Source organism: Candidatus Nanopelagicus hibericus, from assembly GCF_002288005.1.
GTDB classification, from domain to species: domain Bacteria; phylum Actinomycetota; class Actinomycetes; order Nanopelagicales; family Nanopelagicaceae; genus Nanopelagicus; species Nanopelagicus hibericus.
Map to the genome: position 1 here is coordinate 961,791 of NZ_CP016771.1, position 13,841 is coordinate 975,631.

Annotated in this window: 15 protein-coding genes and 1 tRNA gene; 8 read left to right on the top strand and 8 right to left on the bottom strand. The window is 42.9% G+C overall.

All coding sequences use genetic code 11. The features are described 5' to 3' along the window. Positions 1-87 precede the first annotated feature (87 nt). The 3 genes from B1s21160_RS04970 (at position 88) to B1s21160_RS04980 (ending at position 2,836) form a co-directional block, all read left to right on the top strand. Positions 88-169, top strand: a tRNA-Leu gene (locus B1s21160_RS04970). Positions 170-205: 36 nt separating this feature from the next. Continuing rightward, the gene (locus B1s21160_RS04975) at positions 206-1,009 is read left to right on the top strand and encodes a coiled-coil domain-containing protein (RefSeq protein WP_095672641.1); all 804 of its coding nucleotides are present in this window, start codon (positions 206-208) and stop codon (positions 1,007-1,009) included. 51 nt (positions 1,010-1,060) lie between these two features. Beyond that, a complete protein-coding gene (locus B1s21160_RS04980) occupies positions 1,061-2,836 on the top strand; it encodes an acyltransferase family protein (protein ID WP_095672642.1) in 1,776 nt (591 codons plus the stop codon). 56 nt (positions 2,837-2,892) lie between these two features. Here the strand turns inward: B1s21160_RS04980 and B1s21160_RS04985 are convergent, their stop codons facing one another. The 4 genes from B1s21160_RS04985 to murI all read right to left on the bottom strand — a co-directional run bounded on the left by B1s21160_RS04985 (position 2,893) and on the right by murI (position 5,973). Then, positions 2,893-3,609 carry a hypothetical protein gene (locus B1s21160_RS04985; RefSeq protein WP_095672643.1) on the bottom strand — a complete coding sequence of 239 codons (717 nt, stop codon included), beginning with the start codon at positions 3,607-3,609 and terminating at the stop codon, positions 2,893-2,895. 136 nt (positions 3,610-3,745) lie between these two features. Continuing rightward, positions 3,746-4,372: an RdgB/HAM1 family non-canonical purine NTP pyrophosphatase gene (gene rdgB / locus B1s21160_RS04990; RefSeq protein ID WP_190276933.1), complete on the bottom strand. Its 627-nt coding sequence runs from the start codon at positions 4,370-4,372 to the stop codon at positions 3,746-3,748. A 15-nt stretch (positions 4,373-4,387) separates the two neighbouring features. Further along, positions 4,388-5,113 (bottom strand): ribonuclease PH, encoded by a 726-nt coding sequence (gene rph / locus B1s21160_RS04995; protein WP_095672645.1) that lies wholly within the window; start codon positions 5,111-5,113, stop codon positions 4,388-4,390. A gap of 47 nt (positions 5,114-5,160) precedes the next feature. Continuing rightward, the gene (gene murI / locus B1s21160_RS05000) at positions 5,161-5,973 is read right to left on the bottom strand and encodes a glutamate racemase (protein WP_095672646.1); all 813 of its coding nucleotides are present in this window, start codon (positions 5,971-5,973) and stop codon (positions 5,161-5,163) included. Positions 5,974-6,233: 260 nt separating this feature from the next. On the opposite strand from murI, the gene B1s21160_RS05005 reads away from it, so the two are divergent. Next, positions 6,234-7,004 carry a bacteriorhodopsin-like gene (locus B1s21160_RS05005; RefSeq protein ID WP_095672647.1) on the top strand — a complete coding sequence of 257 codons (771 nt, stop codon included), beginning with the start codon at positions 6,234-6,236 and terminating at the stop codon, positions 7,002-7,004. Positions 7,005-7,052: 48 nt separating this feature from the next. Here the strand turns inward: B1s21160_RS05005 and B1s21160_RS05010 are convergent, their stop codons facing one another. From B1s21160_RS05010 to B1s21160_RS05025, 4 genes are read right to left on the bottom strand one after another with little or no spacing between them, the layout of a single operon-like run. Then, on the bottom strand, positions 7,053-7,613 hold the full coding sequence (locus B1s21160_RS05010) for a DUF2017 family protein (protein WP_223297939.1): 561 nt from the start codon (positions 7,611-7,613) through the stop codon (positions 7,053-7,055). Beyond that, complete coding sequence (gene clpS, locus B1s21160_RS05015; RefSeq protein ID WP_095672649.1) at positions 7,600-7,896, bottom strand: ATP-dependent Clp protease adapter ClpS; 297 nt, start codon at positions 7,894-7,896, stop codon at positions 7,600-7,602. Before clpS ends, B1s21160_RS05010 begins: the two co-directional genes overlap by 14 nt. Before the next feature lie 7 nt (positions 7,897-7,903). Next, positions 7,904-9,622 carry a glycosyl hydrolase family 18 protein gene (locus B1s21160_RS05020; RefSeq protein WP_095672650.1) on the bottom strand — a complete coding sequence of 573 codons (1,719 nt, stop codon included), beginning with the start codon at positions 9,620-9,622 and terminating at the stop codon, positions 7,904-7,906. A 31-nt stretch (positions 9,623-9,653) separates the two neighbouring features. Continuing rightward, positions 9,654-9,905 (bottom strand): DUF3039 domain-containing protein, encoded by a 252-nt coding sequence (locus tag B1s21160_RS05025; protein ID WP_095672651.1) that lies wholly within the window; start codon positions 9,903-9,905, stop codon positions 9,654-9,656. A 40-nt stretch (positions 9,906-9,945) separates the two neighbouring features. Here B1s21160_RS05025 and argF point away from each other — a divergent pair, with 40 nt between their 5' ends. The 4 genes from argF (at position 9,946) to B1s21160_RS05045 (ending at position 13,797) form a co-directional block, all read left to right on the top strand. Further along, the gene (gene argF / locus B1s21160_RS05030) at positions 9,946-10,899 is read left to right on the top strand and encodes an ornithine carbamoyltransferase (protein ID WP_095672652.1); all 954 of its coding nucleotides are present in this window, start codon (positions 9,946-9,948) and stop codon (positions 10,897-10,899) included. Positions 10,900-10,964: 65 nt separating this feature from the next. Beyond that, positions 10,965-12,089, top strand: a complete 1,125-nt coding sequence (locus B1s21160_RS05035) for an NAD(P) transhydrogenase subunit alpha (protein WP_095672653.1) — start codon at positions 10,965-10,967, stop codon at positions 12,087-12,089. Next, a complete protein-coding gene (locus B1s21160_RS05040; RefSeq protein WP_041888030.1) occupies positions 12,089-12,415 on the top strand; it encodes an NAD(P) transhydrogenase subunit alpha part 2 in 327 nt (108 codons plus the stop codon). The genes B1s21160_RS05035 and B1s21160_RS05040 overlap by 1 nt, the downstream gene beginning before the upstream one ends. Continuing rightward, on the top strand, positions 12,412-13,797 hold the full coding sequence (locus B1s21160_RS05045) for an NAD(P)(+) transhydrogenase (Re/Si-specific) subunit beta (protein ID WP_041888028.1): 1,386 nt from the start codon (positions 12,412-12,414) through the stop codon (positions 13,795-13,797). Before B1s21160_RS05040 ends, B1s21160_RS05045 begins: the two co-directional genes overlap by 4 nt. Positions 13,798-13,841: the final 44 nt, after the last annotated feature.

A 13,841-nucleotide genomic window follows, 5' to 3' on the forward strand; every position in this document is an offset into this window, starting at 1 on the left:
TACCCGCTTAAGCTTGCTAAAGGTCGATGGATTTTGGTGATGCCGCCATTTACACCGTAATCTTTCCCCCTCACTCAAGAAATAATTGCGGGAGTGGTGAAATGGCAGACACGCAGGTCTTAGGAACCTGTGCTTCGGCGTGTGGGTTCAAGTCCCACCTCCCGCACCAGTTGTAAATAATTTGTTGGTAGGGAAGGCTAAGGACATGGCTGAAAAGAAACTACTAAGTTGGGTTGGATTTAAAGGCGAGGAAGAAGGCAAATCTGCGCCTGCCCAAAATGCGTTAGAGAGAATTCGAGAGCTGGAAAACCAATTGAATGACCTGCGCTCACGTAGGGACATTACCGGCCTAAGCCGCGAAGAGTTTGAAATTTTGGCAACTGAAACTGCCATGACAATGATTAAGTCTGCGCAACAACGTGAAGCAAGGGCAAATGCGGCAGCACAAAAAATAATTAATGAAACAAGTCGCAATACAAAGGAAAAGCTAGAAGCCGCAGAAGCTAAAGCTAAAAGTATTCTTTCATCAGCAGAATCTACGGGACGCAGATATATCTCTGCTGCTGAGGATGATGCTGCAGATCTAGTAATAACAGCTGAAGCCAAAGCCGATGAAATTCTCAATAAATCATCACGGGAAGCAAGTGCGTTGAGTGCAGCAGCAAAGCGCGATGCGCAAAAACTGGTCAACGATGCTAGTAAGAATATTGTGGATTATCGCTCCTGGTTATCATCGGCGATATCTGAGGCAGAACGGCTCCACCGAACTCAGAATGCATCTTTAAATGCTGCTGAAAGCGCAATTCAGGAATCGAGACAAAAGTTGAAGCACGCCTTCGATCGGCTGTCACAGTTGCAAGATGATATCTACGCAAATTTAGATTCTGAGAATAGGCCAACTAACAAAACTTTTGTGGCCGGGGCGGGTAAGAAAGCCGCAGCGGCAGCTGCTAGAAAACAAAAAGCAATAAATAAGAAAAATACTGCTAGTAAAAAGAAAAAGAAATAACTCTTAAAGTTGGAGTTAGCCATGCTTAACTTCTTAGCATTGGATTACTGAGTGAACACAAAGCATGTGACTGGCAAAGTTGGTGTTCGCCATATCTCATCAATTGATGGCCTACGCGCAATTGCAGTTGCTGCCGTAGTTTTATACCACCTAGGAATCTCTTGGATCCCGGGTGGTTTTTTGGGTGTGGATTTATTTTTTGTAATCTCAGGATATGTCATTACTCGGCTAATTCTTGATTCAATAAATCAATCAGGTGCACTAGACCTAAGAGCCTTCTATGCTGCAAGGCTTCGAAGAATTTACCCTGGTTTTATTTTCATGGTGATTTGTACGATTATCTTTATTGGTGTTTGGGCGCCAGAAGCAATTAAGCGTTTCTTAACCGATTTACCATACGCTCTTAGTGGCAGCATAAATTGGTATTTAGTTGCAAAAAATCAAGATTATTTTGAAACCATCGGTCGCCCGCCCTTACTGCAACATACTTGGTCTTTAGCAGTTGAATTACAGTTTTATTTGATCTGGCCTATTATTTTATTAACAATTTTGAAGTATTTTGGAAAGAAAAATATCGCAAGAATTGCATTGGGTATTGCCATGATCTCTGGTGTGACTTTATTTATTGTTTCCCTCAGTCTTGATCAAGCAAACGCCAAACAAATCAGTCATATTTATTTTGGTACTGACACCCATTCACTTGGATTATTTCTTGGTTCAGCACTGGCAGTCTCGTGGATCCCTCAAAACCTTGGTGGTGCCATTACAAAACGGGCTCAAGATGTTATTGATGGCATTGGAGTTGTTGGCTTATTGGGATTGATCTCAATCTTTTTATTTATAGATCAATCAAATGCAAATCTTTATCGACTGGCATTTCCACTAGCGGGCATATTTGGATGTTTGGTAATTATTTCGCTAGTTCATCCCGCATCAAGATTTGCACCGATAATCAGCACCGCCCCGTTTCGCTGGGTCGGTCAACGTAGTTATGGAATCTATATTTGGCACTGGGTAATATTTCAAGTGACTAGACCCTCTGTAGATTTATCTGGACAAACCTGGGCACTTTATCTGGCACGAGTTCTATTGGTGCTTGCACTTGCTGATATCTCACTGCGTTGGGTTGAGATTCCATTTAGACAAGGTTCAGTACAAAACTGGTTTCGGGGAATGAAATACCGCTCCACCAAGATCAGGCTTCGCCAACAGGTTTCATTGTTAACCTCGGTAATCGCAGTACTGGCCGTAACATCAATTATTTCAGTACAAGCAATAAATAAAGCTGACCAAATTACAAACCAAGTGCTGGAAGAGATAATCCCTTCCGAGCCAAATCAGCAAGATTTAGGCAGTACAACTGGGCTTTGGGTAACTGGTGACAGTGTTATTTTGGGAATAAGAAGTAAGTTGGAGAGCAAAGAACACATCTCGCTAATTAATGCCAGGGTTGGCAGGCAAGCACCAGAGTTACTAGCAGTTATGCGGGTGGATCAAACCTCGGTTCCTTCCTCACCTGTTATATTTAATTTGGGTAATAACAACGCTTTGTCTGAGCAGACCGTAATAGATATTTTTGAAACTGTTAAAAATCAGCCACAAATTATTGTGGTAAACACCGCGGTTCCCAGGGCATGGAAAGATGCAAACAACGAAATAATTTCAAAAGTTTCTGCAAGGTATCCAAATGTAAAATTAGTGGATTGGGATCGAATCTCTAAAGGTCGACCAGAATTATTTGCTCCTGACGGTGTTCACTTGAGCCCGACTGGCTCTGATGTATATGTCGATTTAGTTTTGAGTGTTTTTAGTAAAACGCCTGCATAAGATTTAGAAAATAAAAATGGCCCTTAATTTTCTTAAGGGCCATTTTAATATTTAGATTAAGACCAGCTGCCTGGCAATCCGTGAACTTTGCCGGCAACTACTTCACCATCTGAATAAACCGTGGATACTCTTACCTGAACCCAACCAGTTTCATCATTTTTGGTAATTTGTTGCTTTAGTTGTGTTGCTGGAACGGTGGCAACTAATTTCCACTCACCAACACCATTTGCACGCAATTCAACGTTGTAACCAGTGATTCCTTCAGCTGCTGCAGGAGTCTTCCAATTTACCGTTGCACCACCATCATTGTATAAAGAGACGATTCCGACTGGTGCTTCGTAGGCACCAATTGGTGCTGAACTTGGCTCAGTTGTTGGTTCAGCAGATTCTGATGCTGCTGGGGTTGGGGTAACAGTTGCAGTATCAGAGTTTGAATTTTTAGAAATCACCGCAACTGCCAAAATTAAAATGCCAACTACAACAGCAATAACAATTCCCTTAGATGAGGAAGAATCACTTGAAGTCGATTTAGGCTTGTAGGAAACTCCTGATGAAGGCTTTGGAGTAGTTGAGATCGATGAGAGAGATGATCTTGATGATCCACTTACCGGCACTGATGGAATTGAATAACGGACCGTTGATCTACTAGATTTTTTAGCGCTCTTTTTTACCTTACGCTTTGTGGTCGTACGTTTAGCACTTTTTTTCACAGTGCGTTTTGCTGAACTTCTTTTTGCAGCAGACTTCTTTGCTGCCTTTTTCTTTGCGGCCACTTAAAACTCCTTATTGATCAGTACTGGTAAAAATATTTACCAGCAGGACAAGAATAGTTGAGATTTCCTTAGGGGAGGATGAGATAAGGATACAACAGTAAATAACCTATTTCGCCTAAGTGAATATCTAGTGGCATTAGAGATTTGTCTGCAAAAAAGGCATCATTCTGCGCAGTGCAATGCCCCGATGACTAATCTCATCCTTCACCCTAGGTGAAAGTTGTGCCAAGCTCTGATTAAAACCGGTAGGCATAAAAATTGGATCATAACCAAAACCAGCATTTCCTATTGGTTGAAAAACAATCTCGCCAGGCAAAACCCCTTCCGCCTCTTTTTCGTTAGCCGACCCAGTTGGATTTGGCTGATATAAAGCCACCACCGCTTTAAACTGAGCACCGCGCTTATCTTTGGCAACTGATTTAAGTTGCTCTAATACTTTATTTATATTGACCAAATCACGTTGGCTACTATCTTCACCCAGATAATCACCCCAACGTGCTGAGTAAATACCTGGATCACCGTTGAGGGCATCAATAAATAATCCGCTGTCATCAGCCAGGGCTGGCAGCTGGGTGAAATCTGAGATTGCCTTCGCCTTTAATCTGGCATTCTCACTTAAACTTTTTCCACTCTCCACCACATCTGGCATATCTGGAAAATCATTTAAGCCTAAAACCATAATATCTTTAGCATGCTCAGCTAATAATCGCTTGAATTCAACAATCTTGCCGGCATTTTTTGTTGCCAAAACCAGTTTGCGCATCAGGTGTAAGAAAAGTTACTGCTTTAAAGCTTCTGCTTGTAATTTTGTCAGCTGGGCGCATCCTTTTACGCCTAAATCTAATAATTGATCTAGTAGGGCGCGATCAAAGGGCTTTGCCTCGGCGGTGCCTTGTACCTCAATAAAATTACCATCACCGGTGCAGACAATATTCATATCAGTCTGTGCACTCACATCCTCTTCATAACAAAGATCTAAGAGCGGCTGCCCGTTGATAATGCCAACGGAGACGGCAGCTACTGATTGGGTGATTGGGTTTACCGTTTTGCCAATATGGCTATTTGCCTTTGCCCAGTTGATTGCATCTGCCAGCGCCACATAAGCACCAGTTATTGCAGCGGTGCGAGTGCCACCATCTGCCTGCAACACATCACAATCAATCACAATTGTGTTCTCGCCTAAAGCCTTCATATCAACCACTCCGCGCAGTGATCTGCCAACTAATCTAGAGATCTCCTGCGTTCTGCCTCCTAATTTTCCCTTAACACTCTCCCGATCTGATCTGGTGTGGGTTGCTCTAGGCAACATTGCATACTCACTAGTTACCCAACCCTCACCCTTACCTACCAACCACCGTGGCACACCAGGTGTAAAGGATGCAACGCAAAGCACACGAGTATTGCCAAACTCAACTAATACCGATCCTTCGGCGTTATTTAGCCAGTTACGAGTGAATTTAATGGGGCGCAATTGATCATTGGTTCTACCATCGCCTCTACTCACTTAGATCTCCCTTTACTCTCTTGCATTGTTTGATATTTTCATATTATTTAGATCTGATTAGAGACGGTTAGTACCTCAGGACCTAAAAACCTTTTAGCCAAGGTGGCAAACTTATCGGGATCTGCAGTTGCCACAAATCTATGGCTCACCTTTCCTACCTGATCATTTAATAGATTCGCCTCGACTAAGGTGCGATAGAGATCTTTGGCAGTCTCCTCCGCACTAGACACTAGCGTTACATCATTTCCCATCACATAAGAGATCACGCCGGTAAGCAGTGGGTAATGAGTGCAACCTAAAACTAGGGTATCGATCTGCGCCTGTTTCATTGAAGCTAGATAATCTTGGGCAATTTTGGTGATCTCATCCCCTGAGGTTTTTCCAGATTCAACATACTCCACAAACAATGGGCAGGCCTTTGAGGTAATTGAAAATTGAGGTGCCGCGGCGAAGGCATCTAAATAAGCTTTGGATTCAATTGTTGCACTGGTGCCAATCACGCCGATTTTTCCACTCCGGGTGGCAGCCACTGCCCGCCTTACCGCCGGTTGAATAACCTCAATTACTGGAATTTGATAACGCTCTCTAGCATCTCGCAGCATCGCAGCACTTGCAGTGTTGCAAGCAATCACAATCGCCTTAACCCCGGCGGCAACTAATTGGTCCATAATCTCCAGTGCGTAACTTCGAACCTCGGCTAATGATCGGCTGCCATAAGGACCACGGGCAGTGTCGCCCAGATAAAGAATTGATTCACCGGGAAGTTGATCAATAATCGCCCTGGCAACCGTCAGCCCACCAACCCCAGAATCAAAGATGCCAATCGGCTCTCTCTTGCTTGGTTGCTTAGCGGTAGCCATTTGGGTAAGTGTAAATGGCAGATCTTGCTATGGGTTGCCTTGGTCAAACCCGCAATAAATGTCCGATTTACACCTATTTAGCATAAAAAATACTTAAGATTTAAGGAGAAATCAGGGTGAAATCACTTGCTCCACTGGTCAGTAACCACCACCCTTATACCCAAGCAAGCAGTTGCCGCCTGCATATGAGGCTACAAATGCCTGCTGGCTTGTGGCCAAAAGGTCATGAGCAACCTAAATGCCTACGGAGGCTTATTTAGATGAATTCAATCGCACTATCTGCAGATCAGTTCGGGATTGTATACAACATCCTTTCATTTGGACTTGTATCAATGCTTGCCTGCACTATCTACACATTAGTTTCACAATCACGTGTACTACCTAAATACCGCACAGCTCTGGTTATGTCATCAATGGTTACATTCATTGCGGCATACCACTACATGCGAATTTTCAACTCATTTGAGGATTCATTTGTTGATGGCGCAGTCAAGGTAGGAACAGGAGCAGGAGACTTTAACGAGGGATATCGTTATGTTGACTGGATCCTAACCGTTCCTCTACTACTAGTTGAGGTAGTAGCAGTTCTAGCTCTTGCTAAGGCGGCGGCTTCTTCATTGATTAACCGCTTAGTTCCAGCATCAGCTGCAATGATCGCACTTGGATATCCAGGTGAGATCGCAACTGAGAACAACACCAAAGTTCTTTGGGGTGTTCTTTCAACAATACCTTTCCTATACATCTTGTATGTATTGTTCGTAGAGCTTTCAAAGTCCCTAGATCGTCAACCAGCAGGAGTTGCAGCAACCATCGGTCGCTTGCGCTTGCTATTGATCGCTACTTGGGGCGTTTATCCAATTTCATACCTATTACCAATTCTTGGTCAATCAGCAACAGATCCTGGCGCATTTGTTAATCGCCAGATCGGTTACACAATTGCCGATGTATTGGCGAAGTGCGTATTCGGTCTAACCATCCTTAAGATTGCAAGGATGAAGTCAGAGGCTGAAGGCATGAAGGCGGATGCATAAATCTCTAAAGTAAATTAACGGGGCCAAGAAATTGGCCCCGTTTTTTATTTATGAATTACTAATCATCCGCTCCTGCAGTCCACCTAACCAAAAGTAGACTGCATATAAAGGTTTTTGCGGATCACTGTTCTTCATCAACTCATACTTTTCATATGAAGATTGCTCAATATCTAATCTAACTGCCAAGGCAAGTCGAAGATCATTAATAGCAATTGCCCAAGCGGATGGGTCAGAAACTTGAATATCAGCTTTCACCAACTCCTTTTCAACAGCTGGCAATAGTTGCTCACGTAGGTAAAACAGGTATTTTTGCTTGGCAGTCCGAAGAGACATCTCAGTGTATTTGCGAAACTCAGCAGAGCTCTCAGCATCCGCATAGGCGTTTGGCAGTAATCTGCGTAAAACCAAATCCTGCGGTTGCTCAACTGGTGATTGTATATTTCCCATTGCTGCAAACATCAACTGTGCAAATGGGTCATCAGATTGATAATGGTGAACAAAATTTGCCTCACCAAGTAATTCCAGTAATTGCTCAACTAGATTTATCAGAATATGTAACTCATCATTACTCAAAGTAATTGTGAAAGTACTTGATTTAGGATCTGCCATGGTCATCTCTTTGCAGCGTTGCCCATAAGCCGTGTTCATGAAGTTGCTGCACTGCTCGCTCCATCTCCTCCCGGCTGCCAGAGGCAACCACCGCTTTGCCCTCTGTGTGAACCTGCATCATTAATTTATTAGCTTTTTCTTTTGAAAACCCAAACAATTTGATAAAAACATAGGTTACATAATTCATTAGATTAACTGGATCATCCCAAACAATTGTTACCCATAGGTGGTCAAAGAACTTACTAAGATCTAATGTTTCCTCAAGTTGGGTCTGAGAACTCATGGGTGAATTATCTAACTAAAACAGAGATCTCATCACTTAGACCACTGATATTTTTACCGCTTTCAGCAATAAGTACTTGGTAGGTGTGTACCCCTGTTGCAGCTGGCTTGATATTAAAGGTGAACACCCCATTAACATCGGTGGTGAAATCACCCAATGATTTGCCATTTTCCTTCACTGACAATTTAATCTCAGCAAGTTTTGGCAACATCTGACCAGATACTGCGTAGGTGGTGTTGAGTTTAATTGAAGATGGCAGATCTAATCTAAGCTTTGGGATTACCGAGACTGTTTTTGCAGCAGTCTTACCTTCAGTACGTTCCCAACTACTTTCTGAAACTAATCTGATCTCACTTTTTTGCCCCACCAATACCGGTATTGCAATGATCCCAGCAGCATCAGTTACTCCCGCCGCTAAGGTGCGCCAAGTGCTATCGGTGTTATTTTTGATTTCAAATCTGACATTTAGGGATGCGATAGGGGTTTTGTCTGGAAGTTTAAAGGTGCCTGTCAGATTAAAAGCTGTCCCGTATGCAATCTGCTCAAGATCAGTAGCAATATCTCCTAATACCTGATCTGGAGCAATTGATTTGGCGATATCTCGCACCACGGTAATTGCTGCAGCATTTTCCATGCCAAAGGTCCAGACTGCAATACCACCTAAGCGATACTTGCCAACTAAGTTAGTTCTGGCAGCGTAGCTTTTTTCATCTGGAAACCAAACAGTTCTAGCGGCGGTGCAAAAACTCGCTGAATTTGTGGGGTCGACATAAGTTTTTCGATAAGTAAATGTGGACTCTGCATGAGTTGAGTTGTAAGTAATGGTTGCATTATTACTTGCAGCAAGAGCTGCTGCCTCCCGCATTACCACTGCAGCCTTTGCGCCAACTACAACTGAAGATGCAAAATCTTTGGGACATACGCCCTCAACTTTGGTAATCCAATCTCTACCATACCCAGGTATTCCCAAAAAAACTTTTGAAGCTGGCATCTGAGTCACCGCATACTTAACCGCATCCTCACTCCATGGCAGTGGACCAATTGGGCCAGGATTTACAGTTGAAAAGTCATACGCCATAATTCTAAGCCGATCAATGTGTGGTCCAATCTCAGCCCAAGAATAAACATTATTACCTGCTCGTTTAGTCTCGGGAGCAAAATCTGGTGGCGTAGTCACTGATAAAAGTTTTCCTTGCTCATGCAACGCAGCAGAGAGCTCTTTGATAAAAATAATCCAATTTGGTTTTAACGCTGGCCAGGTAGATCTACCATCTTGGGTATAGAAAACTTCAAAATCTAGATCAATGCCATCATAGTTATACTTTAAAACCAAAGACTTAATTGATTGAACTATGTTAGTCCTTGAAGTTGGATTAGCTAAAAGATTTGCCAAGACAAGTTTTTTTGTGTCATCGGTAATAGTTGGCAGCAATAACAAGCCATTTGCTCGCAATCTTGCAATTACTTGTTCTTTTGATGTTGTGTACTTACCCAGCGCGTACTTATCCTTTATTGTTGTTTCACCAGTTAGCCCATACCAAAATGGTGAAATATCTCGAATCAGATCTAAATTTCCTTCAACAGTTGGCAAATTGCGAGCTAGATTGTAATCAGGAAGCCAACCAGAGAGAATTCTTCTTGGCGGATTGTTTGCATTAGCAGGTGTAAGTGTTGAGACCACAAAAGTAAATGCGCTCAATATCATTAGCAACTTACGCGATCTCATGAATTTTAGAGTATCGGTTTTAACTGAGAATTTACTTTAAGCGGGCGTGAATCTCTTTACATGTTGGACAGATTGGAAATTTTTGTGGGTCACGATTAGGTATCCACTTCTTTCCACACAACGCACGGACAGCTTTTCCAGTAACTGCAGACTCGGTAATTTTGTTCTTATCAACGTAATGTGAAAACCGCTCATGATCACCCTCATCAGTTGGCACGAGATCTTCCTTTTCAAGCAGGTCAGTTTTACCTGATTTACCCCTTAAATCATCGAGAAATCCCATGGCCAAATCTTAATCCAACTTTATCGCCTACCATTTACCAGTGAGCACACCTTTAAAGGATCTACTTCGTACCTCAGATCTGTCCAAATCAGATATTCAAATGCTGCTGGAGACCGCCGGAAAGTTTGCTAAAAAACCATTACAAGCGAAAAAAACCTTAGCCAAGCGAACAGTGGCAATTTATATGACTAAATCTTCAACTAGAACTCGGCTGGCATCAGAGAGCGCAGTGGCTCACTTAGGTGGCACTCCTATATTTATGCGTGCTGATGATTTGCAAATTGGTCGGGGTGAATCTATTGCTGACACTGCCAAAGTAATTTCAGGTTTTTGCAGCGCTCTAATTGTTAGAACCTTTGCTCAATCTGATGTTGATGAGCTGGGAAAGTACGCCAGTATTCCAGTGATCAATGCATTAACTGATGACGACCATCCAACTCAACTGCTTGCTGATTGGCTAACTATTACCGAAAGATTTGGTAAAAGTTTTAAAAATCGTAAGTTTGTATATGTTGGCGATGGAAATAATGTTGCTAACGCTTGGCTGATAATGGGTGCCACCATGGGTGCACATGTAGTTGTTGCCACACCTCAAGGTAAGTGGGCACCAAAAGCAGCTGTAGTAAATCAAGCTAATGAGATCGCTAAGAAATCTGGCGGTAAAATTGAGATTCTTACAGATCCAAAATCAGCCGCGAAAGGGGCCAGTGCGATTTATACTGATGTTTGGATGTCAATGGGAGATTCCGAGGCAGATAGAAATGAAAAAATTAGCGCACTTACACCTTTTTCAGTGACCAGAGAGTTAATGAATTTAACTGCTAAAGATTCAATATTCATGCATTGTCTGCCAGCACATCGAGGCGAAGAGGTTGCCGCTGATGTTATCGATGGTGAGCAGTCAGTTGTTTGGCGCCAAGCTTTTCATAGGCGAACAACGATTCAGTCTTTGCTTTATCACTTAACACGAGGTGAATTAAAAGGTAATAAATAACACATCAGGCTGAAGTATTTTAAATTTAAGCGACAAAACTAGGAAAGGCTGGGTAGGGTTAGAAAATGCGTGTAGCAGTTGCCAAAGAGATCAAAGCTGGTGAAAAACGAGTTGCACTCGTGCCAGATATTATTTCTAAATTAACCAAAGCTGGCCTTGAGGTCGTTATTGAATCTAATGCTGGCTTGGCATCTGAGTACTCTGATAAACAATTTACTGATGCTGGGGCGCTGGTAAAAAATGGTGATGTGCTAGTAAATGCTGATGTAGTTCTCTCCGTTCAACCATTAACACCGGCTCAGATAAAAACCTTGAAAAAGGGTTGTATTACAATCTCATTTCTCGCCGCCACCACCGCTGCAGACTCAATTGAGGCCGCAGTTTTAGCTGGGGTTACTGCCATATCACTTGAGATGGTGCCCAGAATTTCTCGCGCACAATCTATGGATGCTCTGACATCACAAGCATTATGTGCTGGATATAAAGCCGCATTAGTGGCTGCTGAGTTATCTCCTAAATTTTTTCCACTGTTAATGACAGCGGCAGGCACCGTCACTCCAGCAAAAGTAGTTGTGTTGGGTGCTGGTGTTGCCGGATTACAAGCGATTGCAACTGCAAAGCGATTAGGCGCGGTTGTCTCTGCATATGATGTCAGACCCGCTTCAGCTGATGAGGTCAAATCAATGGGTGCAAAATTTATAACTCTAGAGCTTGAAGCTTTAGAGGGCGCGGGTGGATACGCCAGAGAGATGACAGAGGAGCGTGCAAATAAACAGCGCGATTTGCTTACTCCTTACATTGCAGCTGCGGATGTATTGATTACTACCGCTGCTGTTCCTGGCCGCACTGCGCCAAGATTGGTGACAGCCCAGATGGTTTCACAAATGGCCCCCGGATCAGTTGTAGTTGATTTAGCAGCTGAAAGCGGTGGAAATGTTGAAGGATCAGTTGCCGGTGAAATAATTACTAACTCAAATGGTGTAAAAATCTGGGGTGGAAAAGATGTTCCAAGTCAATTACCATTTCATGCATCTATGTTGTTCTCACGAAATGTAGTTAATCTACTTTTGCTAATGAGCAAAACTGTTGACGGCAAGCCAAATGGTGTGATTGAGCCAGATTTTTCAGATGAAATTATTGATTCAGCCACCTTAACTCACAATGGTGCCAAGCGAGAGAAGGGCAAGTAATGGTCACTGAATTAATGAGTAATGAGATTGCATTGCTTGCAATATTTCTTTTATCTATATTTGTTGGGTTTGAAGTCGTTTCAAAGGTATCGACAACTCTACATACCCCATTGATGAGTGGTGCTAATGCTATTCATGGTGTTATTTTAGTTGGCGCCATTGTTGTAGCAGATCATGCTAAAACAAATCTCGAACTTGGGTTAGCACTTGCTGCGGTAGTGCTTGCAACTATAAACATGGTTGGTGGTTTTGTAGTTACCGATCGAATGTTGCAGATGTTTAAGGGAAAGCCAAAATCTAAAAAAGATTCTGGAGATGACAAATGAGTCGTGATCTCTATGATCTAATTGGCTTAGCTGCTGGTATTTGTTTTATTTTGGCGCTAAAAGGACTTTCATCTCCAAAATCAGCACGTCGGGGCAACTTGATCGGCGCAGTTGGTGCAACTGTGGCGACGGTAATAGTTTTCTTTTATGCAAATGGCGGAAAACCGCTACACAATCAAACTTTAATTTTGGCAGCAATTGCCTTTGGAACTTTAGTGGGTGTACCAGCTGCTCGTAAGGTGCAGATGACCCAAATGCCACAACTAGTAGCGCTATTTAATGGTGTTGGTGGTGGGGCTGCTGCGCTAGTTGCAATTGTTGAGTATTTAAAGCTTGGGGATGAGGCAACGGTAGCGGTGGTAGTTGCTACCGTCTTTACAGTGATTGTTGGTTGCGTCTCATTTTCAGGCTCAATTATTACCTTCCTTAAATTGCAAGAGTTAATGACTACCAGACCTGTGGTGTTTCCATTTGGCCGTCAAATAATTGCGTTGACATTGATTGGCGTATTAGTCAGTGGTGGTTGGGTTATCTCATCCGGTGGGACTACCCCACTTCTAGTAAATGGGCTCTTATCATTGCTGTTTGGTGTTCTATTTGTGCTTCCAGTCGGGGGTGCAGATGTTCCAATTGTTATCTCACTACTTAATGCATTTACTGGATTAACTGTTGCCGCCTCAGGTTATGTGCTGCAAACAACCTTGTTAATAGTTGCTGGAACATTAGTTGGCGCCTCTGGAACTATATTGACTAAGTTAATGGCGCAAGCAATGGGGCGATCACTCTTCGGCACCTTGTTCGGTGCCTTTACTGCCAAAGCGCAGATTGGATCGAGCACATCAGATACTCGCCCAGTAAAATCAGGTTCTGCCGATGATGTTGCAATACTTCTCAATTACGCCCAAAGAGTAGTAATAGTTCCCGGCTTTGGTTTAGCGGTCGCTCAAGCCCAGCACACAGTTAGAGAGTTGGCAGATCTATTAGCATCAAAAGGTGTTGAAGTAGCTTATGGAATTCACCCAGTTGCAGGTCGTATGCCAGGACACATGAATGTGTTGCTAGCTGAAGCAAATGTTCCTTATGAGCAATTAGTTGAGATGGAGGAGATTAATCCAACTTTCCCACAAACTGATGTTGTCTTAGTAGTTGGTGCAAATGATGTGGTTAATCCAGCAGCAAAGACCACCCCAGGTTGTCCCATCTATGGCATGCCAATATTAGATGTGGCGTTAGCTGGCAATGTGATATTTCTGAAAAGATCAATGCGGCCCGGCTTTGCTGGCATTGAAAATGAACTGCTTTATGAGGCGAAGACCACACTGTTGTTTGGTGACGCGAAGGATTCGCTAACAAAGGTAGTTAGTGCATTAAAGGCGTTATAGGAAATATATTAAGTAGTCAATTAGTTGTAGTATTTACTAACACT